General features: G+C 31.0%; 26 protein-coding genes. 2 read left to right on the forward strand and 24 right to left on the reverse strand.

The annotated features are described in order from the left end of the window. The 12 genes from ABXT72_RS05385 to ABXT72_RS05440 form a co-directional block, all read right to left on the reverse strand. Nucleotides 1-708 (reverse strand): ABC transporter ATP-binding protein, encoded by a 708-nt coding sequence (locus ABXT72_RS05385; protein WP_415277938.1) that lies wholly within the window; start codon nucleotides 706-708, stop codon nucleotides 1-3. Next, nucleotides 708-1502: an ABC transporter ATP-binding protein gene (locus ABXT72_RS05390; RefSeq protein ID WP_415277939.1), complete on the reverse strand. Its 795-nt coding sequence runs from the start codon at nucleotides 1500-1502 to the stop codon at nucleotides 708-710. Before ABXT72_RS05390 ends, ABXT72_RS05385 begins: the two co-directional genes overlap by 1 nt. Nucleotides 1503-1508: 6 nt before the next feature. Next, the gene (locus ABXT72_RS05395; protein WP_415277940.1) at nucleotides 1509-2276 is read right to left on the reverse strand and encodes a pyrroline-5-carboxylate reductase; all 768 of its coding nucleotides are present in this window, start codon (nucleotides 2274-2276) and stop codon (nucleotides 1509-1511) included. Between the two features lie 32 nt (nucleotides 2277-2308). After that, a complete protein-coding gene (gene glaH / locus ABXT72_RS05400; RefSeq protein WP_415277941.1) occupies nucleotides 2309-3220 on the reverse strand; it encodes a glutarate dioxygenase GlaH in 912 nt (303 codons plus the stop codon). Next, on the reverse strand, nucleotides 3220-3543 hold the full coding sequence (locus tag ABXT72_RS05405) for an AzlD domain-containing protein (protein ID WP_415277942.1): 324 nt from the start codon (nucleotides 3541-3543) through the stop codon (nucleotides 3220-3222). Before ABXT72_RS05405 ends, glaH begins: the two co-directional genes overlap by 1 nt. Continuing rightward, entirely contained in the window at nucleotides 3533-4237 is a 705-nt protein-coding gene (locus ABXT72_RS05410) for an AzlC family ABC transporter permease (protein WP_415277943.1), read from the reverse strand. The genes ABXT72_RS05405 and ABXT72_RS05410 overlap by 11 nt, the downstream gene beginning before the upstream one ends. Then, nucleotides 4237-5022 (reverse strand): ABC transporter ATP-binding protein, encoded by a 786-nt coding sequence (locus ABXT72_RS05415; RefSeq protein WP_415277944.1) that lies wholly within the window; start codon nucleotides 5020-5022, stop codon nucleotides 4237-4239. Before ABXT72_RS05415 ends, ABXT72_RS05410 begins: the two co-directional genes overlap by 1 nt. Next, nucleotides 5022-5762, reverse strand: coding sequence for an ABC transporter ATP-binding protein (locus ABXT72_RS05420; RefSeq protein ID WP_415277945.1), 741 nt, complete (start codon nucleotides 5760-5762; stop codon nucleotides 5022-5024). The genes ABXT72_RS05415 and ABXT72_RS05420 overlap by 1 nt, the downstream gene beginning before the upstream one ends. Then, a complete protein-coding gene (locus ABXT72_RS05425; protein WP_415277946.1) occupies nucleotides 5762-6814 on the reverse strand; it encodes a branched-chain amino acid ABC transporter permease in 1053 nt (350 codons plus the stop codon). Before ABXT72_RS05425 ends, ABXT72_RS05420 begins: the two co-directional genes overlap by 1 nt. Then, the gene (locus ABXT72_RS05430; RefSeq protein WP_168607277.1) at nucleotides 6814-7707 is read right to left on the reverse strand and encodes a branched-chain amino acid ABC transporter permease; all 894 of its coding nucleotides are present in this window, start codon (nucleotides 7705-7707) and stop codon (nucleotides 6814-6816) included. Before ABXT72_RS05430 ends, ABXT72_RS05425 begins: the two co-directional genes overlap by 1 nt. Nucleotides 7708-7771: 64 nt before the next feature. Then, nucleotides 7772-9013 carry an amino acid ABC transporter substrate-binding protein gene (locus tag ABXT72_RS05435; RefSeq protein WP_415277947.1) on the reverse strand — a complete coding sequence of 414 codons (1242 nt, stop codon included), beginning with the start codon at nucleotides 9011-9013 and terminating at the stop codon, nucleotides 7772-7774. 112 nt (nucleotides 9014-9125) lie between these two features. After that, on the reverse strand, nucleotides 9126-9740 hold the full coding sequence (locus tag ABXT72_RS05440; protein ID WP_415277948.1) for a LysE family translocator: 615 nt from the start codon (nucleotides 9738-9740) through the stop codon (nucleotides 9126-9128). Between the two features lie 133 nt (nucleotides 9741-9873). Here ABXT72_RS05440 and ABXT72_RS05445 point away from each other — a divergent pair, with 133 nt between their 5' ends. Beyond that, complete coding sequence (locus ABXT72_RS05445) at nucleotides 9874-10170, forward strand: TIGR03643 family protein (protein WP_168607274.1); 297 nt, start codon at nucleotides 9874-9876, stop codon at nucleotides 10168-10170. A 3-nt stretch (nucleotides 10171-10173) separates the two neighbouring features. Next, on the forward strand, nucleotides 10174-10428 hold the full coding sequence (gene grxC, locus ABXT72_RS05450) for a glutaredoxin 3 (RefSeq protein ID WP_415277949.1): 255 nt from the start codon (nucleotides 10174-10176) through the stop codon (nucleotides 10426-10428). A gap of 1 nt (nucleotide 10429) precedes the next feature. Here the strand turns inward: grxC and msrB are convergent, their stop codons facing one another. The 12 genes from msrB to ilvC all read right to left on the reverse strand — a co-directional run bounded on the left by msrB (nucleotide 10430) and on the right by ilvC (nucleotide 22150). Next, entirely contained in the window at nucleotides 10430-10804 is a 375-nt protein-coding gene (gene msrB, locus ABXT72_RS05455; RefSeq protein ID WP_415277950.1) for a peptide-methionine (R)-S-oxide reductase MsrB, read from the reverse strand. 4 nt (nucleotides 10805-10808) lie between these two features. Then, complete coding sequence (locus tag ABXT72_RS05460; RefSeq protein WP_415277951.1) at nucleotides 10809-11759, reverse strand: D-2-hydroxyacid dehydrogenase family protein; 951 nt, start codon at nucleotides 11757-11759, stop codon at nucleotides 10809-10811. After that, on the reverse strand, nucleotides 11752-12651 hold the full coding sequence (locus ABXT72_RS05465; RefSeq protein WP_415277952.1) for a DMT family transporter: 900 nt from the start codon (nucleotides 12649-12651) through the stop codon (nucleotides 11752-11754). Before ABXT72_RS05465 ends, ABXT72_RS05460 begins: the two co-directional genes overlap by 8 nt. Continuing rightward, complete coding sequence (locus ABXT72_RS05470) at nucleotides 12652-13893, reverse strand: NAD(P)/FAD-dependent oxidoreductase (RefSeq protein WP_415277953.1); 1242 nt, start codon at nucleotides 13891-13893, stop codon at nucleotides 12652-12654. Nucleotides 13894-13961: 68 nt separating this feature from the next. Further along, the gene (rodA, locus tag ABXT72_RS05475; RefSeq protein WP_415277954.1) at nucleotides 13962-15083 is read right to left on the reverse strand and encodes a rod shape-determining protein RodA; all 1122 of its coding nucleotides are present in this window, start codon (nucleotides 15081-15083) and stop codon (nucleotides 13962-13964) included. Next, nucleotides 15084-15476 (reverse strand): penicillin-binding transpeptidase domain-containing protein, encoded by a 393-nt coding sequence (locus ABXT72_RS05480; protein ID WP_415277955.1) that lies wholly within the window; start codon nucleotides 15474-15476, stop codon nucleotides 15084-15086. Between the two features lie 50 nt (nucleotides 15477-15526). Continuing rightward, nucleotides 15527-17074 (reverse strand): penicillin-binding protein 2, encoded by a 1548-nt coding sequence (mrdA, locus tag ABXT72_RS05485; protein WP_415277956.1) that lies wholly within the window; start codon nucleotides 17072-17074, stop codon nucleotides 15527-15529. Then, a complete protein-coding gene (gene mreD / locus ABXT72_RS05490) occupies nucleotides 17037-17558 on the reverse strand; it encodes a rod shape-determining protein MreD (protein ID WP_415277957.1) in 522 nt (173 codons plus the stop codon). The genes mrdA and mreD overlap by 38 nt, the downstream gene beginning before the upstream one ends. Beyond that, nucleotides 17555-18406, reverse strand: coding sequence for a rod shape-determining protein MreC (gene mreC, locus ABXT72_RS05495; RefSeq protein ID WP_415277958.1), 852 nt, complete (start codon nucleotides 18404-18406; stop codon nucleotides 17555-17557). Before mreC ends, mreD begins: the two co-directional genes overlap by 4 nt. Nucleotides 18407-18411: 5 nt before the next feature. Continuing rightward, the gene (locus ABXT72_RS05500) at nucleotides 18412-19449 is read right to left on the reverse strand and encodes a rod shape-determining protein (protein ID WP_415277959.1); all 1038 of its coding nucleotides are present in this window, start codon (nucleotides 19447-19449) and stop codon (nucleotides 18412-18414) included. Between the two features lie 5 nt (nucleotides 19450-19454). Then, entirely contained in the window at nucleotides 19455-21023 is a 1569-nt protein-coding gene (locus ABXT72_RS05505; protein WP_415277960.1) for a 2-isopropylmalate synthase, read from the reverse strand. A gap of 104 nt (nucleotides 21024-21127) precedes the next feature. Next, nucleotides 21128-22150 carry a ketol-acid reductoisomerase gene (gene ilvC / locus ABXT72_RS05510; RefSeq protein WP_415277961.1) on the reverse strand — a complete coding sequence of 341 codons (1023 nt, stop codon included), beginning with the start codon at nucleotides 22148-22150 and terminating at the stop codon, nucleotides 21128-21130.

Genomic DNA, 22150 nt, shown 5'->3' on the forward strand with positions numbered 1-22150 from the left:
CTATCCACCTAAAAAAGAGCTTCTTACTCTTGGGTCGTTTAATAATTCTTTTCCTGTTCCTGAATATTTATTTTCACCAGTAACTAATACATATCCTCGATCAGAGATATTAAGTGCTTGCTTAGCATTTTGCTCAACCATTAAAATTGCAACATTAGTTCTTTTCACTTTAATTATATGATCAAATAATTCATCCATTACAATTGGAGAAACTCCTGCTGTAGGTTCATCTAACATTAATACAGACGGCTTTATCATTAATGCTCTGCCAAGGGCTACTTGTTGTCTTTGACCTCCTGATAGTTCACCAACTAACTGATTTCTTTTTTCTCTAAGTATTGGAAAGAGTTCATAAATTTCTTCTATGATCTCTTGGTAGTTGTCATCTCTTAAATAAGCACCCATCTCTAAATTTTCTTCAACACTCATTCCAGAAAATACATTTTTTGTCTGTGGAACAAATGAAATACCCTCTCTCACCCTATCTTGTGGTGAAAGTTTTGAAATATCTTTTCCATCAATTACTACTGAGCCTGATTTTAAACTTAAAAGACCTAGCATTGCTTTCATGGCTGTTGATTTACCAGCACCATTAGGTCCAAGAATTGAAACTATTTCACCTCTGTTCACATCAACAGAACAAGAATTAATGATATCAGGCCCATTACCATAACCACCTGTCATTTTTAAACCTTCAAAAAAAGCCATTAATTTTCATCCTTTATTTTTGATCCTCTACCTAAATAACTTTCTATAACCTTTTCATCTTTCTTAGCTTCTTCAGCAGTACCCTCAAATAAAACTGACCCTTCTGCCATAACAATAACAGGGTTACATAATCTACTTATAAACTCCATATCATGCTCAATCATACAAAATGTGTACCCCTCTTCCTTATTTAACTTAAGAATTGCAGTACCTAGATCCTTAAGTAGTGTTCTATTAACACCAGCTCCTACTTCATCAAGTAATACTAATTTTGCATCAACCATCATAGTTCTTCCAAGTTCTAATAATTTTTTCTGCCCACCTGATAAATTTCCTGCTAATTCGTTTGATAAATGTGTTAAATTTAAAAAGTCAACTACGTCTTGAGCTTTTTGTTTAACAGCAAGTTCTTCAGTTCTAACTAAACTTGGTTTTAGTAAGGCTGTCATTAATTTTTCACCTGATTGGTTTGCTGGAACCATCATTAAATTTTCTAAAACAGAAAGATTGGTAAACTCATGAGCTATTTGAAAAGTTCTTAATATTCCTTTTGAAAATAATTCATATGAAGGAACATCTGTTACGTCTTCATCATAAAATAAAACTTTTCCACTTGATGCTTTAAGGTTTCCAGCAATTAAATTAAATAAAGTAGTTTTACCAGAACCATTAGGTCCTATAATTCCTGTAATAGATCCTTCTTTAATTTTTAAAGAACAATCTGAAACTGCAGCTAACCCTCCAAAATATTTAGATAGGTTTTCAATTTGTAAGATATTCTGTTCTTGATCCATGGAATTTTATTTATTTAATCTTTTATGTATACTATTGAGTGTCTTCTCTAAAGATTTATAAAAACCAGCTTTTGTTAACTCTTTAACACCTTGTTCATTTAATCCTTTTGGTGTTTGAGATTCTTTTACTAAGTGTTTTAAATCTTTTTTAGAATTCACAACTGCATCTTCAGATAACGCTAAAAATAAAGAAGTTATATATTTTTGTGCATCATTTCGCTTAACTCCTCTTTTAACTAACCACTCAGTCATCACTCTTAACAGTTCATAAAATGGAGCCATCATTCCAGATGTCGACCAAAAATTAATTGAAGATTTTTCATTTTTAATTTCAACTGTTGTGCCAATTTTATTAAAGAAATCTTTTACTTTTTTGTTAGATGGACAGATAGGTACTGGTCCCTTTTTTAAAGATATTGGTGGTAGTGGTATCGCTCTTATAATTTTTGCTTTAACTTTAATTGCTTTTTTGAGTTGAGCCAAAGTAATTGTTGATATGAAACTAATTATAATTTGACTTGGTCTAAATTTTAAATCTTTAATAATTTTTTCACCTACAGTTGGTGTCACAGATAAAAAAATCCAGTCACATGTATTAATTATTTCCTGATTATCTTTACTAATACTTATTTTTTTAAATTTCTTTTTTAAGCTCTGAGCTATAGATTTATTTCTATGGGAAATGATTATTTTTTTATATGAAATATTAGAGCTGCAAATACCTGTAACTACAGCAGATGTAATTTTACCTGTTCCTATAAAGCCTAATTTCATAAATATAGTTACTTTATAGTGATATTGGTGAATTAATTAATAAAAAAAGAGCCTCTAATTCTCAACAGTTCTCTACTTAAATCTTTATTCTCTTTGAAAGGTTTTCTTCCATGTAGCCAAAAATAATTATTAGCTACAATGCTTGACCCAGGTGCTAGTTTAGTGATTACTTTATTCTTACTCTCCTCCAAACCATCTGATAACTTTTGTAAGAAAATTCCTTGATCCATATTTTTTGGCTCAGGGAATTGATCAATATAAGAAATTTTTGGCTTACCCTTATCATCTGTTGTGAAAACTGGATGTTCAACTTTATATTCTATATTTTTACTTTTAGAGGAACCCCAAACAAAATCTTTTCTTCCAACTGGATCATTAAATAAATCTTCACAATGTTCCCAGTCGTCAAGATGAAGCATTGCTGTTTCTCCACCCTGCACATTTTGTTCTTCAATTTTAGTCATAAGTAGCCAATCTGTCGTCTCCTTAACATATGTGCCGTCTGTATGGAGATCCATATTTGTGTAGGCTTTTCTCAAATACGAATCACTTTTATCTTCGTGCTTTACAAAAAATCTTGCATAATATTTTCCAGCCATTGCATCATGGTTTGGATTGCCAATTAAATAAGCAATTGCTGTTGATAGTTTAACTAAAAATGTATCATTAATTTTTGGACTTATATTTTTTGGACCAATTATAAAACAGCCTGTGTCTCTGTCTCTTACTATTGAATTAAGTAATTTGCTTAATTTATTAGAAGTTAAATCGTCTAAACTTTTAGCAATAGTAAATCTAGTAAATGGTTTATACTCTAAAGCAGTGATATCAAATTTGTTGAATGGAAATATCAATTTATCTAAAATTTCATCTTCAATTCTAATATCAATTATTCTTTTTGAATCTTGATGTTCGGTTATTGTTATTCCAGAGATATTTTCCATTAGAGATAATTATTTAGTACTGTCATCATAATAGCAGAAATCACAGTTGGATAAACAAAATTTCTTTTTGAAATAAAAAATATGAATAAACAAAATAAAACCACGACAATTCTACTTAGATAACTAGCATCAGACAAAACACCTACCGGAAATATAATTGTTCTGGCTATTAGTGCAGCTAGTGTTGAATAAGCAAGACAATTAAACCATCTAAATAACTTTGAAGTTTCTTTTATTCCTTCTGATGAGATTACCCCTAATAATCTAGATGAAAAAGTTGCTAATGATGTAACTAAAATTGCAAGAACTACACTAGTTGACATTTAGTTCTCCTATAAAATAAGCAATGGTTCCACCAACTAACCCACCTAGTAAAATTGACCACTCAGGTGATAGAAAATAAAATATTGGTCCCAATAATAGACCCAAAATTACTGCAGCTGTAATTTGAATGGTCTTCATTGCACCCACCATCATACATAAGAAATAAATTGGGTTTAAAATTGCTAAACCCATCATCATATTTTTATCTAAATAATCTGAAGCATAAAAACCAATAAAAGTACCTATTACTGCTGTAGTCCAGGTTGCACAACCAATTCCAATCCAAAAATCAATTCTGTATTTTTTTTCAATACTTTTATAATTACTCTTCATTATCAGCCATGCAGACACAGCTATGAAGTGACAAGAAAAATAATATTTCCACTTAGGTTGGCTTTTATGCATCATTAATGGGAATAAAGAAACTGCCATTGGATACAATCTTGCATTAACAAACCAAACAGCCAAAAATATATTAAGTAAAGATGCTCCAACTAATAATGACTCCGCCATTACTAGCGATCCAGGTAACGCATAAGTAAGCATTGTTGAAAAAATGCTTTCTTGAATATTAAAACCCAAATTTTTAAGAAGTGCACCTATTGCTATAAAACAACAACCGAGTGCAAGAGCAGGACTATCAGGAGCTAGAATTGATCTAAAACCTTTAAAGAAAAATTCTTTATTAATCATTAACCTCCAAGGAATAATCTACCAACATCAGGATTTTTTAACAAATCATCCCCTTTGCCAGCGATCGCAGTTTGTCCAGATACTAAAACGTAACCTATATCTGCAAACTCTAATCCCTTTTTAGCATTTTGTTCTACTAAAATAATTGTTTTCTTCTCTGTTTGTTGAAGATCCCTTAAAATTTCAAAAACCATATCGATATATCTTGGCTCTAATCCAATAGATGGTTCATCAACTAGTAATACCGATGGTTTCATAACTAATGCTCTAGAAATTTCTAATAATCTTCTTTCTCCACCTGATAAAACTTTAGCAGGTTGATTTCTTCTATTTCTTAATCTTTCATATTTTTCAAAAATTCTTTCTGCTTCTTCATAGGACTCATCAGTATTTTCTTTGGAATAACCACCCATCAATAAATTTTCTTCAACAGTCATATCTGGAAAAACAGAATTATCTTGAAGTATATAAGCAATTCCACATGATGTAAGTTTTTGAGCTGGAGTTAAGTTGGTAATTTCTTTTCCATCAATTTCTATTTGTCCTGAAAAAATATTTGTAAATCCATAAATAGAATGAAGTATTGTAGATTTTCCTGCACCATTTGGTCCAATCAAACATAGTGACTGAGCCTTACTTACATTTAAATTAAAATCATGAAGTATTTCCATTTTACCATAACCCGCTGATAATTTTTTTATAGTTAGGTGGTTATTATCTGGTGATAGTTTTTGTAAATCTTCTGGCCCTGGTGCTTTACCTAATACATCATATTGATTTGACATTATTGTGCTCCCAAGTAAGCGTCTAGCACACGCTTATCATTTTTAATTTCATCTGGAGTTCCGTTTGCTAACATTTGACCGTGTGCTAAACAAAAAACTCTTTGTGCTAAATTCATTATTACTTTCATGTTGTGCTCTATAACTAGCAAGGTAATTCCATAGTCTTTATTAACACTAATTAAACGATCGATAATTCCATTAATCAATGTTGGATTAATTCCAGCTGTTGGTTCATCTAATAAAAGCATTTTAGGTTCATTCATTAGTGCCATTGCAAGTTCCAATAGTTTTTGCTGTCCAAATGAAAGATCTCCTGCTCTGAGCTTTCTTTTTTGATGAAGCCCTACAAATTTTAATAACGTCTCAGCTTTATCTGTTAAATCAGAAGGTATCTTTTGAAATACTGATAATATTCCATCATTCTCAGGTTTATTACTGATTAACATATTTTGAATACAGTTTAATTTTCCATAAATTCTAGTTTGTTGAAAAGTTCTAAGTAATCCAAGCTTTGCAACAACAGGCACTGGCAGTTCTGAAACTTCTGTACCATCAAATTTAATTGAACCATTGTCGATTGGATAAGTTCCTACAATTGAATTAAATAAAGTAGTTTTACCAGATCCATTTGGACCAATTAATCCAACAATTGAACCTTGTTCAACTGACATTGAAATATCAACGTTGGCCTTAACACCACCAAAAGACTTACTTACATTTGATATGTCTAATATAGCCATTACTTTAATTCCACCTGTGCTTTTAAGTCAGCTTCATCGACAACTTCACCAAATCTTTCAGGATACTTTTCTCTTAACCATCCCATTACCCCTTCAGGAAAATAAACAACGATTACAATAATTAAAACTCCAAGAGCAACATACTGCCAGCCCAAGAAGTAAGTCCAAAAACCCTCTTTAAATAAGTGAAATATAGTTGCACCAACAAGTGGCCCCCATAAAGTTCCTTTACCACCAAGGATTGCCATTAAAACCATGAACACACCAAACGTTGGTCCAGCAAATGCAATTTCAGTTGGTTCAATGTATCCATTTATATGACCCATTAATCCTCCAGCAATTCCAACAAAGAAAGCTGATACCATCCAGCCAATAATTTTATATCTCATGGTGTGAATTCCCATTGCCTCCGCTTTATCTTCATTGTCTCTTATTGCATTTAAAACTAAACCAAATCTTGTGCTGTAGGCCCACTTCAAAGTAATAAAAGTTACAACTGCAAGAGCAAAACACAAATAATATAAAAACTGAGATGATGATGCATTAGATCCAAATCCTTTTGGCCAAACTGGAACTGTCATACCTTGACCTGCACCAATAATCTCAATTCCACCCGCAAGTTCGCCTGCAGCAATTCCTAATGCTAAAGTACAAATTGCAAAGTAGTGTCCTCTTAAACCTAAAATCCCATAACCAATTACTCCTGCAATTATTGTCGGAATAATTCCTGCTAGTAATATACCAACACCAAAACCTTGAAAAAATTGAGGGATAGTATGAACAAAAGTTTTTTCTCCACCTGCGTCTGTCCATTCTGCTAGTGAAAAGAACATTGCTATTTGAGTGCTTGATGCAACATACATTCCAACGCCAAAAAATAATATATTACCGAACGTGTTGTAGCCCATTTGTCCACCTTGAACGTCCCAAGTCATAGCTAAAACAATCAATATATAAAGAAACGATAATTGAAGTTTGTAAGCTGGAAATATGAATGCTCCAGCTAAACCAAAAATTATTAAGCCTGCGTATAGGAGTGTATTTTTATTCATTATTTTAAATACTCTCTTTTTCGAGCTAATTTAAACCTTCTATAAACCAATATAATAACTAGTAACGAGAATACTGCTGCAATTCTAAATTCTGTTCCAAGCAGATAATCTGCCCATTCTTCAAATACACCAAGTCCCATTCCTGATATTGCAACGGCTGGTAAATTTCCAAGTCCTGCAATAATTACAATCATGAAAGATCTAACCGTGTAAGGTAGTCCCGTGTAAGGATGAAGTGTGAATGTGATTGCAATACATGCTCCTGCTATTCCACATAGTGCTGCATTAATACCAAAGGTTGCTGCATAAACTTTCTCAGTATCAACCCCTAAAATTTTTGCTGCTCTCGCGTTTTGAGCGGTTGCTCTAATTGCTCTTCCTAATTTTGATTTCTTCATGTAGATGACAAGAATAATTGCAGATATCACACAAACTGCTCCTGAAAATATTTTAGCATTTGGAAGTGTTACTGAATTATTAAACAACATTGTTGTTCCAAAATTTGATTGAGCAACTACAACATCTGCACCAAATGCAAAATTCATTAGTTGTTGAGCTAAAATACTAATTCCAAATGTAGCAAGTATTGAAGTGAACAAATCTTTGTCTACTACTTTATTAATAACAAGCTTGTACATTCCCCAACCCACACAATACATAATGATTGGCGATACAATCACGCCAAAGGCTGGGTGAATTCCTGATAGATACATAAAGTATGCAATGTATCCACCCATGATTACTAATTCTCCTTGAGCAATGTTTATTATATTCATTACTCCCCACTGTAATGCCATTCCATAAGCAATTAATGCAAACAAAATACCAAGAAGTATTCCGTCCATTGATGCTTGAACCATTAAGATCGGTGCTTGAAAAATTAAGAAATCCATAAATTCTTTAGATGTTTATAAAAAAATGCCCCCTATTACTAGGGAGCATTTTGCATATTAGGTATTATCTTTCTGACCAAGATGGAATTGGGTGTACCAACTCAGCTGATGCCCATTTTGTCGGAGCTACAACTTTGTTTTCACACACACTACCATCATCGTTACATGATACTTGGAAAAGTACCATTGGCTTAGATACGTTTTGACCACCTGCAGCAAATTTTATGTTTCCATAAAAAGTTTGCATATCAGTTGCAGCTAAAGCATCTCTAACTTTTTTAGTATCAAACGATTGTGCTCTTTCGAACGCATCTTTAAAAACTAATAAAGCAGCAGAAGATTCAGCAGCTTGGTAAGGCGGTGCATATCCAAATGCTTTAGTAAAGTCTGCATCATATTTCATACCACCACCAAAGTAGTTGTCTTTGTATGATAGAGATTTATGCCATTGAGAAGCACAAAGTGCGTACTCAGAAGCTTTACCATGTTGCTTAGATAGTTTAGCAGCATCACAGTGAGTCATTGCTAACATTTTCACGTCAACTTTCATCTCTGAAATTTGTCTAACAGCTGTTAAAGCACCTTTTGTATGACCTGAAACCACAAGAACGTCTGGATTAGTAGCTTTTACTTTAGATAAAGTAGCAGCCATATCGTTAAGCTCTTTTGGTAACTTGTCATCTATGATGATTTTAGAACCTGTTCTTTTAGCAGCTTCAACAATACCCAATCTCACATCTTGTGAGAAAGCATCTTGTTCAAATGCCATTGCAATCTTAACTGGCTTTCCACCGTTTTTTTCAACCGCAAGGTCAATTGCTACATCAAGATATAAGTTAGCTGGCGCAAGTACTGCAAATAAATATTTGTAACCTTTAGTGAATAACGATCTAGACGCACCGTTTGCTTCAACCATAGGAACTTCATATTTTTCAGTTACAGGTGCCATAGCTTTTGTAAGTCCTGAGCTATATGGCCCAAGCATAAACTTAACACCATCTTGTTGGATTAATCTTTCTGCAAGTTGTGCTGCTCTTCCTGAGTTTGATTCATCATCGTAATAAATAATGTCAAACTTGTAAGTTTTTCCACCAACTTTAACACCACCCATGCCGTTTATTCTCTCAACTGCTAAGTTATAGCCGTTTTGAGTATGAACACCATTGGATGAATATTTTCCAGTCAATGAAACAGCTGCACCTAAAATAATTTTATCTCCAACTACCTTCGCGAAAGATATAGTTGAAGCTGAAATTAAAAGAGCAATTGCAGAAACTAAAGTAATTAGTATATTTCTGATTTTCATTTTATTTTTTCCTCTATTAGTTTTAAATTTAAAAAACAATTAAACATCTAAATGAATAAAAATACAACTAACGTCATACAGACTTAATTGCCGCAATTTTATTTGTAGGTTTTTAATACTTTTGAATAAATGCAATTGTAATTGCAATTAATATTAATACACACGCAGAAATTGTATTTATAACTTTTGGATTTGCTTTTATCCAAATAATTAATTTTCTAGCAAGTACTGCATAAGCAATTAGAGATAAAAAATCTAAAACTACATATGTTGTGATTAAAATAAAAAATTGAACGATATAATTTGAATTAAAGTCAATAAACTGTGGAAATATTAATGGAAAGAACATCCAAGCCTTAGGACTTGTTCCAGCAACTAAAAAGCCATCTTTAAAGAATGAAAAAAAACTTTTTGATGAAATATTATCTGAGCTTACATCTTTAAATCTTGAATTATAAATATCGTAAGCAAGATAGAGTAAGTATGCAATTCCTATCCACTTAAATATATTTAAAAAATTTGGATTATCGGCAAAAAAAGATCCTAAAACAAAAATTACTAAAGTGGCTTGAATAATATTTGCTGTAACATCTCCAAGAGCTGTCCAGATACATTTTTGAACTCCATAATTCATGGAATATGAAATGATTACAATTCTAGGTGTGCCAGGAGTAATAAATAGAAATAAAATTATCTGTAAAAAAAGGAAATAATTTAAAGGGAGCATTTTTGGTTTGAGGATAGTCCAAAAAAACCGGAGCTAAAGATGGCTAAGATGGACTATCTAGGTTTGAAGATACCATGACCCTAAATAAAATGCATTAATCAATTTTTTCAAATATAATGAAAATAGAGGATTTATGAAAAAAAAAGGTCACACCCCTATAACTAGAGTTAAAAACCCAGAACCCCATATTTCAGATCCTGACTGGATCATTTGGGCAGCTTGGGCAGATCGAATCACTTTTGAGGAAATTGAGAAAAAGACTGGAAAAACAGAAGGTGAAGTTATTAAGATTATGAGACGATCTATAAAGCCTGTATCTTTTAGATTGTGGAGAAAAAGAGTTAATCAAAAAAGTATTAAGCACAAAAAAAAATTTGAGTATTCAAGAAAAGAAATTACTAGTAAAATTAAAAAGAATGATTATTTATAATCCATGAAATCAGTAACTATTTATACAGGACCACTTTGTGCTTTTTGTGATGCAGCAAAAAAATTATTAACTAGAAACAACGTTGAATATAAAGAAATCAACATTGCAACAGTTGACGGTGCAATGGATGAAATGATTAAAAAAGCTAACGGAAAAAGAACCATCCCTCAAATCTTTTTTGATGAAAATCATATTGGTGGTTACGATGATGTTAGAGCTCTTGAAAAAGAAAATAAATTACTAGAACTTTTAAAATAAATTAATTTTTAGGCTTAAAGGTTAAACAAACACCGTTATTACAATACCTTTTGCCTGTTGGTTTAGGTCCATCTTCAAAGATATGACCATGATGGCCGCCACATTTTTTACAATGATATTCTACTCTTTCATAGCCTAATAGAGTGTCTGTTTTAGTTTCAAAAGCGTCTGGTAATGATTGATAAAATGAAGGCCAGCCTGAACCACTTTCATATTTAGCATTTGAATCAAATAATTTTTCACCACAATTAGTACAGTGATAGCTACCTTCTCTCTTTTCATGATTTAATTCGCTAGTACCTGGTGCTTCCGTACCATCTTCAAATAAAACTAATTTTTGTTCAGCAGTAAGGTCTTGATTAATTTTTTTTGTCATAAATTTATTCTAATACTCTTAAAGGTTTACCAGCAACACACGCCTCTAAACCTTCGATCATTTGTGTATAGAACATGCTATAATTTTCTGCAGTAACATAACCAACATGAGGCATTAATAATGCATTTGGTAAAAATCTTAGTTTATTACCTTCTGGCAAAGGTTCTTTCTCATAAACATCAAGGCCAGCACCAGCAATAACATTGGTTGATAATGCAATAATTAAATCGTCCTCATTAATAATATTTCCTCTAGAAGTATTAATTAAAAAAGCAGTTTTCTTCATTGTGTCTAACTCTTTTAGTTTTATTAATTCTTTATATCTTTCTCCACCTTGAACGTGAATAGATAGAAAATCTGAATTTTGAAGTAAATCTTCTTTACTACATGGCAATACATCTAATTCTTTACACGTATCTAGGTTTAAATTTTCACTCCAAGCCATAACTTCCATACCAAAAGCTTTACCAATTTTAGCAACTTGAGATCCAACTCTTCCAAGACCTACTAAACCTAAAATTTTTCCTTTAAGTTCAAAGCCAATAGTTGATTGCCAGTAACCTTGATACATATTATCAATTTCTTCTTTAAAATTTCTAGCTAAACCTAAGATTAAACCCCAAGTTAATTCAGATGTACCTGAAAAACCAATCTCAGTTCCACATACAATAATTTTTCTTTTTTTAGCGGCAGCTAGGTCTATGGCTTTATTTCTTGAGCCACTTGTTATGATGTATTTAAGATCATTTAAATTATCGATTAAATTTTTAGTAATTGGAGTTCGCTCTCTCATTATTAATAATGCTTCAAAGTCTGATAATTGTTCTATGGCGTCTGCTTCATCTTCAAATGGTTCACTAAATATTTTAAATTCATACTCTCCTGATAATTTTTTTAAATCAACAAACTCATGAGAAACATTTTGATAATCATCTAAGATTGCAACTTTAAGCATTTTTAGTCTTTCTATTTGATAAAAGAATTCCTGTTAAAATAAATATTGCACCCAACATATGGTAAAACATAAATTTTTCATTAAAAATAATCATGGCCATAATTGCACTTAAAATAGGCATCATATGTAAAAAAATACCTGCTCTATTAGCACCAATTAAAGCAACTCCTTTTATCCAAAAAATAAAAGAAATAAGACCCGGAAATAAAACTACATAAAATAAAATCATGTAAAAGTTTTGATTTAAAACAATCCTAAAGCCCATTTGATACTCTATAAAGTAAATTGGTATTAAGAAAATAAAACCAAATGAAATTACCACCTCTAGTAACCCTAGTTGAGATAGTTCATGTCTTTTTTTCTTTAATAGAGCTGAATAAGTGGCCCATGATAACATTCCAAATACCATTGTAATGTCTCCTTTATTAAAATCTAAATTCAATAATATTCCAAGATTTGCTTTAGTTATAATTAAAACTACTCCAATAAAAGAGCATGCAACTCCCAATATTTGGAAAGTGTTAGTTTTTTCTATTTTTAAAATTGAAGAAATAAATATAATCATTACAGGTATTGTTGAAATCATCAATACTCCACTAATCACTTGAGTAAAATTTAAGGAATAATAAACTATTGAGTTAAATATGGTGACACTCGTTATTCCAAGTATCATATAATATTTATAATTTTCTAAAATATAATTTCTTTTTTTTAATATTTCTTGCATCGTAAATGGTGCTAAAATCAACCAAGCAAAAAGCCACCTATAAAAATTTAATGAAAATGGGGGTACTTCATATTGGCTTGCAAATTTTCCAACTAAGAAGTTTCCAGACCAAAATAAAGCTGCAAAAAATAGAAAAACATAAGCAACATTGTTTTTATTTATCACTTAGTTAAACCTAAGAGAGCTATATGGCTTTAAATCTAAGTTTGTGTTTTCTTCGGCAATCATTCCAGAGATTATTTTCCCTGAAATTGGTCCTAAAGTCCATCCTAAATGATGATGTCCAAAACAATAAAAAACATTTTTATATTTTTTAGAAGGTCCTATTACTGGCAAATAATCTGGTAATGTAGGCCTAAAACCGAGCCACTCGTCTTCATGCTCAGGTAAATCACCCATCATATATTTTGCATTATTAATTAAATTTTTAACTCTTGATTTAGATACTGGATTATCTAATCCACCAAATTCAACAGTCCCTACTACTCTAAGTCCTTGTTCCATAGGCGTAATACCAAATCCTCTATTTTGAAAAATTACGGGTCTACTTAAAAGGTGGTCGCAATCTTTAAAATGAACATGATACCCTCTTTCAGTATCAAGAGGTATTTTTTCATCTAAATTATCAATTAATTTTTTTGAAAATGAACCACAGGCAATTACAATTTTATCAAAAAGAAAGCTTTGCGTTTCAGCTTTTATAACTGGTTTTTCATTATCAAAATTTATGTCTTTGATGTTCATTTTTAAAAACTTGCCACCCTTTTTTAAAAAAAGATCATAAAGTTTTAAAAGAATTTTTTTAGGATTTCTAGCGTGTCTACCATATTGATAATAAACACCTCCATGATAGATCGGTTTTATATTTGGTTCTAAATCATGAATTTCTTTTGGTGTTACTTCTTGTTGGTCAACACCCAGCTCATTTCTAATATTAATTTCAAGCTCTCTACTTTTTAAATTTTGATCGTTCCAAATATATAAAATACCTTTTTTTTCAACCAATCCTCCAAGTTCTATTTCATCAAACAATTCATCATAAGCAGGTAATGCTAAATCCAATATTTGATGCATATTTTTAGCAGTATGCATCATTTTTTTTGTTGTGCAGTTTCTAATAAATTGAAGAAACCAAGGTATCATTTTTGGAACATAGTTCCATTTAAGTGCAAGTGGACCTGTCGAGCTTAAAAGCATTGCAGGTACATCACTTAAAACATCAGGTCTATTTATAGGAACGGATGCATATGGAGAAAAATGACCTGCATTACCGTAAGATGCAGCGGGACTACCAGGCTCATCTCTATCAAAAATTGTTACCTTAAAACCTTTTTTTTGTAAAAATAAAGCATTGGAAATACCTTGTATACCAGCACCTACAATTCCAATTTTTAAATTTTTTTCCATGAGACTTTATATAATTCTTAAATTTAAATATTCTCGCGACAAATTCGACAAGAAAAGCCTTAAAAAACTTAAGCTATTAGCTGTTTATAATTAATTTTAGCACTCATAACAATTGCAAACCCGATCATTGTTGCAAGCATTGAAGATCCTCCATATGACATAATTGGTAGCGGTGATCCTACTATAGGCAATAAACCCAAAACCATGGACATATTTACTGTTACGTAAAAGAATATTGCAGACCCATAACCATAGCAAAAAAGTTTAGCAAAATAACTTCTCGAGATCGTACCAATTCTTAGTACTCTGTAAATAATGATTATATAAATTAGTAATAAAGCTAGAGACCCTAAAAAACCAAATTCCTCAGCAAATAGAGTAAAAATAAAATCTGTATGCTTTTCTGGTAAAAATTCTAAATAACTTTGAGTTCCCTTTAAGAAGCCTTTACCACTTAAACCTCCTGATCCAACTGCTATTTTAGATTGAATAATTTGATAACCCGCACCTAAAGGATCTCTATCGGGGTTAAGGAATGTTAAGATTCTAAGTTTTTGATAAGGTTGTAAAAAAGCAATAGCAAAAGGCATTGAAATTAATAAAGATAGAAATGAATATGCAAAATATTTGATATTAATTCCAGCAAGCCAAATAACTACTAATCCACTCAATGCAATTAAAATTGAAGTTCCCAAATCAGGTTGAGTAATAACAAGCATGATTGGTAAAATTAAAATTATTAAAGCAACAAACATAACTTGAAAACTATTAACTTTATTCAGTTGTATACGGTGATAATATTTAGCAAGACATACTATTATTGCAATTTTCATTAATTCAGATGGTTGTAAGTTAATAAAATATAAATTAATCCATCTTTGAGATCCTGAGGCTTTAACACCATATAAAGAAGCCCAAACTAGAAGAAATAGAACCACTACATAAAACAAATAAGCAACGTAATGCCAAAATTTAATATTAAAAAATGACATGAAAATCATCATTGTAAAAAATATTAAAAACTTTGAAATATGACTTTTACTATGAAATAAAATTTCACCTCCATCTGTTGAATACATAGACAAAGCACTAATCAACCCAAGTAATAAAATACAAATTAATAAAATATAGTCAAAATTTTTTAATTTTTGAAAAAAAGTGGGCTGCGTATTAAATGAATTATATTGCATTTATGTTTCTAAATCATTTTGTTTACTTTTCTTTTCTCTTAATTCGTGTCTATCTATAATTAACTTAAAAAGTTTTTTTGCAATTGGTGCTGCAGTTGAACTTCCAGATCCACCGTGTTCTATAACAATACTTAGTGCATATCGTGGACTTTTATAAGGTCCAAAAGCTATGTATAGTGCATGATCTCTTTCATTATATGGAATTTCAAATGTTTTTAAATCAAGTTCACGATCTGCTTCTGTAATTCTTCTAACTTGTGATGTTCCTGTTTTTCCAGCAAATTGATATTTTGGATCATCAATTCTTGATTTATAAGAAGTTCCTCTGATTTCATTAGTCGAAGCAAACATCGCTTCACGAACTAGGTTTATATTTTTAGAACTTTTAAACAAAGGTTCATGTTTTTTTTTATTTAAAAACTCTAAAAGTTCTTTTGCTTCTTTTAATCCATTATTTTTTTTTCTAATTCTTTTCTATTTTCGTTCATTAAAAATTTAATTTCTTCTACCGTTTTGCTATTTTCATCTACTATTATTTTTGGATAAATTTTGAATCCTCCATTTGCGAGCTGGGCTGTCATTTGACATAATTGTAATGGAGTTGTTTGAGTGTAGCCTTGTCCAATACCTGTAATTAATGTTTCACCTATAACCCAACCTTTTCCTAAATTATTTTTTTTCCATTTAGTGTCCGGAATTAATCCTTTTTTCTCAATACTAAATGTTTCATTTAAAACTTTTTCTCCAAGGCCAAATTTTGTAGATGTTTCTTTTAATCGGTCTACACCAAGTTTTCTTGCTATCTCATAAAAATATGTGTCACAAGACTGCTTCATCGCACTTTTTAAATCTACAACACCATGTCCTCTTTTTTTCCAGCAATGATAGGTTTGTCCATACATTTCAATTTTTCCACTACAGTTAACTTTAAAATTTTCATCAATAATTCCATTTTCTAGTGCAGATAAAGCTACCATTGGTTTAAATGTTGAGCCTGGTGAGTATAAGCCTGATAAAGTTTTATTAACTAATGGCTTCAATGGATGGTTTCTAATTAACTGCCAATCATCTTGATTAATTCCAAAAAGAAATAAGTTAGGGTCAAACGATGGTGATGATTGCATAGCAACTATTTCACCCGTATAAATATCCATTACACTTATTGAACCAGCCACATCTTTTAATAGCTCATTACAAAACTTTTGAATTTCTGTATCTATTGTGAGCTTTATTATCTTACCATTTAATCCATTTGTGTGATCAACTTGTCTAATTCTTTTACCGTAAGCATTAACCTCATATCTTTGTATACCATTAGTTCCGATTAGTTCATTTTCAAAAGTTTTTTCTAAACCAGTTTTTCCCACTTTAAGTCCTGGTACATGTGTATTTTTAATAATTTCATTATTTAAAATATCTTTTTCACTAGCTTCACTTACATAACCCAATACATGTGTATAATTTTCATTAAATGGATAATTACGCGAAACAGAAAGAACTGGTTTGGCTCCTACTAAATCGTGTAAGTAATAATTGACCTTTGTGAACTGCTCCCAAGTTAAATTTTTTGAGATAATTATAGTTTCCCATGGTTTTTGACTATTTTTTTGTTTTATTATTTTTTTAAAATCATTATTACTGATATTTAAAATTTCTTTTAACCTCACCATCAGATATTTAAAATCTTCTACTTCTTCAGGAATGACATGCAATTGATATACTTCTAAATTACCTGCAATAACATTTTCAAAATAATCTAAAAACTCGCCTCTAATTGGAGGTAATCTCCATTCACGTAATCTGTTTTTGTCAGATAATGTTAGATATTTTTTGTTCTCTGTTATTTGTAATGAAAATAATCGAGCTATTATTCCAGTAAATACAATAAACTTAGCAGCACCAATAATAAACATTCTTCTATTAATGGTTTGAACTTTTTTTACACCAAAATCTTCACCTAGCATTACTTCTACCCACAAGATATTTTTCAAAAAAATCAAATAAATTTGAAAATAGGAAATAAAATAAAAATGTATATGTAATATTTATTATTTGATCAAAATAATTTAATTCATAATTAAAAATAAAATTTAGAGATACAAACATTAATGAGTTTATAATCAATATTGTTATAAGAAAAAATATACAATCGTTTATTAAATTTGGTCTTAAAGTAATGTTTCTAAGATAGGATGCTGCAACACAAAGTATTAGATACATTAAACTACTTAATCCCATTGGGGTTCCTGTCACAACATCATTAAATAACCCTGCAATAAAAATATAAGTATATCCTAAACTTTCACTTTTTTTTAAACTGTAATAAAAGATTAAAATATAAGAAAAATTAAATGAAAAATATTTCAAACCCAAATGATTAAAATCAAAATTATTTAAAACAGATATAAAAAGTAGAAGTATGGGTATATTTGATAATATTTTTCTAATCAAATTTTTGTTTCTTAGTTCTGTCATTCAGTCTCACTTTTTAAGAACGACAAAACTTTTACAAATCTTAATTGGGAGAAATCTGAAAAAAATTCAACGTTTTTTTCATCGTTTAAGAAATTATCATTTATTTTGCCTATGGGTATTCCAGCCTTAAATAAATTGCCTGCTCCAGAGGTATAAATAACAGATTCACTTTTAATATCATCGTATTTTTTGCTATATTGAATAATCCCATAATTTTTACCTGTGCCTGAAAGAATAGAGAATACTGCGTTTGGTTCTACTATAACTGGAATTTTACTATTCAAATCTGAAAGTAATAATACCCTTGATGACAAATAATTAACCTCCACAACTTTTCCCACAAGATATGCTCCATCCATTACAACCATACCAAGGTTAATTTTATGCTTACTGCCTTTGTTAATGATGATTGATCTTAAAAATGGACTTCCTTTATCACTTAAAACTTTAGCAATTATAGTGTCTGATTTAACCAGATAATCATCAACTATACTTTTTAATCTTTGGTTCTCTAAAATTATAAATTCATTTGATAAATCTTTAGCTTTTAAAATTTCTAATTCAAATTTAATTTTTTCATTTTTCTTATAAAGTTTGTTGTGATTTTGAAGTGTAAGATAACTATCCTTTAATAAGTTCTCTGGTACAGAAACTATAAAAGAAGATCTATAAACTATTTCATTAATACCCAATTTTATATAATTTATAACTTTAAAATTAAAATTACCTAAAATTAAAAAGATTATAGAAAAAAATATTAAACTTAATAATGAAAACCTTTGCTGTGTTCCTTTTTTTAAAAAAGCAGACCTTAATGCAATTACAAAATCATCTCTGCTTGATTCCATTATTTCTAATACTCAGATAGCATAGTAGAGAATGTTTCTTCTTGATCTAAAGCTTTTCCAGTCCCAATTGCAACACATGCTAATGGATCGTCTGCTATAAAAACTGGCAATCCAGTTTCTTTAGAGAATCTTTTATCAATATTTTTTAATAAAGCTCCACCACCTGTTAACGTTAGACCCATATCTACTAAATCAGCTGATAATTCAGGAGGAGTGTTTTCAAGAGCATCTTTTATCCCATTCACCATTTCTTTTAAGATATCATTTAAAGCTTCAGCTGTATCTTCTTCAGTAATATTTACTTCTTTAGGTGTTCCTGATCTTAAATCTCTACCTTTAACAGCATAAGTATTACTGTTTGATGGAATAGCTGTACCAATTTCTTTTTTTATTTTTTCAGCAGTACTATCTCCAATCATTAGATTATATTCTTTTCTCATATAATTTACTAATGCTGTATCCATTGCATCTCCTGCAATTCTTAAAGATCTAGAATAAACAAGACCTCCTAATGACATGACAGCTATCTCCGTAGTACCTCCACCAATATCAACAACCATTGACCCTGTTGCTTCTGAGATTGGAAGACCTGCACCAATAGCTGCTGCAATAGGTTCTTCAATTAATTGAACTCTTCTAGCACCTGCTGCTAATGCACTATCTTGAATGGCTTTTCTTTCAACAGGTGTTGAACCAGTTGGAACACAAATTAAAATCCTAGGGTTTGCAAAAGTTTTGTTTTTATGAACTTTCTTTATAAAATGTTTAATCATTTCTTCAGTAACTATAAAGTCTGCAATCACTCCATCCCTCAAAGGTCTAATTGCACTAATGTTACCAGGTGTTCTTCCAAGCATGGTTTTTGCTTCATCACCAACTGCAAGTACAGTTTTTTTACCCATGTTCTCAGCTATAGCAACAACAGATGGTTCATTTAAAACTACTCCTTGTCCTTTTAAAACAACAAGTGTGTTAGCGGTTCCAAGATCAATCGCCATATCTTGACTCCAAATACTACTTAAACTTTTAAACCAATTAGCCATCTTAATTATATACCTTTCATTTTTTGAGTTTCATGCTCCATTGGAGCAGTTTTTTTTCTTTTAATAATCATTTTGTTTAATGCGCTTAAATAAGCATTGGCTGACGCTACTAATGTATCAGTATCAGCGGCTTGTCCAACTGTAGTTTTACCCTCTTCTTCAATTCTAACGCTTACTGTGGCTTGAGCGTCTGTTCCCTCAGTCACAGCGTGAACTTGATATAGTTGTAATTTAACATCATGTGGGTACAAAACTTTTATACATTTAAATATTGCATCAACAGGACCATCACCTGTTTCTGATGTTGATTTAATTTCACCATATACATCAAGCGTCATTTCTGCTTTTTGTGGTTCACCTGTTCCTGCAAAAACTTTTAAAGACTTTAAATTTATTGCATTTATCTTATTGTCTGTAATTAAACTATCATCAACTAAGGCCATAATATCATCATCATAAACATGTTTTTTCTTGTCAGCTAAAACTTTAAATTTACCAAAAGCAGATTGGATTACGTCATCAGTTACGTCTGCATAACCAAGGTCATTTAATTTTTCTTTAAATGCATGTCGTCCAGAATGCTTTCCCATTACCAATGAAGTTTTTTTAACCCCCACACTCTCTGGTGTCATAATTTCATAAGTTTCTCTATTTTTAAGCATTCCATCTTGATGAATGCCTGCTTCATGAGCAAAAGCATTTTTTCCAACAATTGCCTTATTAAATTGAACTGGAAACGTTGCATTAGAGACAACTTTTGAAGCTTTGCTTAATAATTCAGTTTTAATTCCTGTTGTAAAAGGCATTAAATCATTTCTTGTTCTTATAGCCATTACAATTTCTTCAAGTGCAGCATTACCTGCTCTTTCACCAATACCATTAATTGTACATTCAACTTGTCTTGCGCCAGCCTGAACTCCAGCCAAAGAATTTGCTACTGCTAATCCTAAATCGTTATGACAGTGAACAGATAAAACAGCTTTATCTATATTTGGAACTTTGTTTTTTAAAGTTGTGATAATCTTAGTAAATTCTGATGGAATTGTGTAACCAACAGTGTCAGGAATATTTATTGTTTTAGCACCACTGCTGATTGCTGTCTCAACTATCCTACACATAAAATCCATGTCCGTTCTAGTTCCATCTTCACAAGACCATTCAACATCATCTGTTAAATTTCTTGCATAAGTTACACTTTCTTTTATTGCATCCACAACTTGTTCTGGAGATTTGTTTAACTTAAATTTCATATGAAGTGGACTTGTTGAAATAAAAGTATGAATTCTAAATCTTGGAGCAGCTTTTAATGCTTCATGACATGCATCTATATCCTTTTTGCTAGCTCTTGATAATCCACATGGAATTGAATTTTTTAAAATTTTACTTATTGCAGTTACTGCCTCAAAATCTCCTGGGGATGCTATTGGAAATCCTGCTTCAATAATATCAATTCCTAATTCATCAAAAATTCTTGCAATTTGAATTTTTTCCTCAATACTCATTGATGCGCCGGGTGACTGCTCACCATCTCTCATCGTAGTATCAAATATAATAACTTTATCTTTGTCGCTCATAACCAATAATTTTAGAAAATCTATAATACAATCTATAATAGAGATTGCAAAATAAATGTTATATTTTGGCTATAATTTTTGATCGATTTGGTTTTTTAGTAAAATTAACTCTTATCGCTATCAACTAATTTCTTTTTACTAATCCAAGGCATCATTGCTCTAAGTTCAGCACCAACTTTTTCAACTGGATGCTCTGCAAGTTTAGCTCTTGTTGCTAAAAAGTTTTTTTGACCATTTTTACACTCATTCATCCATTCTTTAGTGAATTTACCTGATTGTATATCTGTTAATACTTCTTTCATTCTTTTTTTAGTCTGTTCCTTATCTATAATTCTTGGTCCAGCAACATACTCTCCATACTCAGCAGTATTTGAAATAGAATAATTCATATTTGCAATTCCACCCTCATAAATTAAATCAACAATTAATTTTACTTCATGAACAGTTTCAAAATATGCCATCTCAGGTGCATATCCAGCTTCTGTTAAAGTTTCATAACCATTTTTAATTAACTCGACTAACCCACCACAAAGAACAGTCTGTTCTCCAAATAAATCAGTTTCAACTTCATCTTTAAATGTTGTTTCTATAATTCCTGATCTTCCACCGCCTACAGCTGAAGCATAAGATAAAGCAAGATCTCTTGCTTTTCCTGACCCATCTTGGTGAACAGCAAACAAGCATGGCACACCACCACCTTTTTCATATTCACTTCTAACTAAATGTCCAGGACCTTTAGGTGCAACCATAAAGACATCCAAATCTTTTCTAGCTTTAATAAGATCGTAATGAACATTTAAACCATGAGCAAATGCTATACTCGTTCCCTCTTTAACTCTTTGTTCAATGTGATTTTTATAAATTTCAGCCTGTAGTTCATCTGGTGTTAATATCATAACAACATCGGCCCATTCTGCTGCATCTGACAAATTCATTACTTTCAAGCCTTTTGATTCTGCTTTAGCAGCACTTGATGATCCATCTCTAAGAGCAACAACAATTTCTTTAACACCACTATCTTTTAAATTTAAAGCATGGGCGTGCCCTTGACTTCCATAGCCAAAAATTGCTATTTTTTTGTTCTTAATTAAATCTACATCTGCGTCTTTTTCATAAAACATTTTCAT

The sequence above is a fragment of the Candidatus Pelagibacter sp. Uisw_094 genome, assembly GCF_047729535.1.
Taxonomy (GTDB): domain Bacteria; phylum Pseudomonadota; class Alphaproteobacteria; order Pelagibacterales; family Pelagibacteraceae; genus Pelagibacter.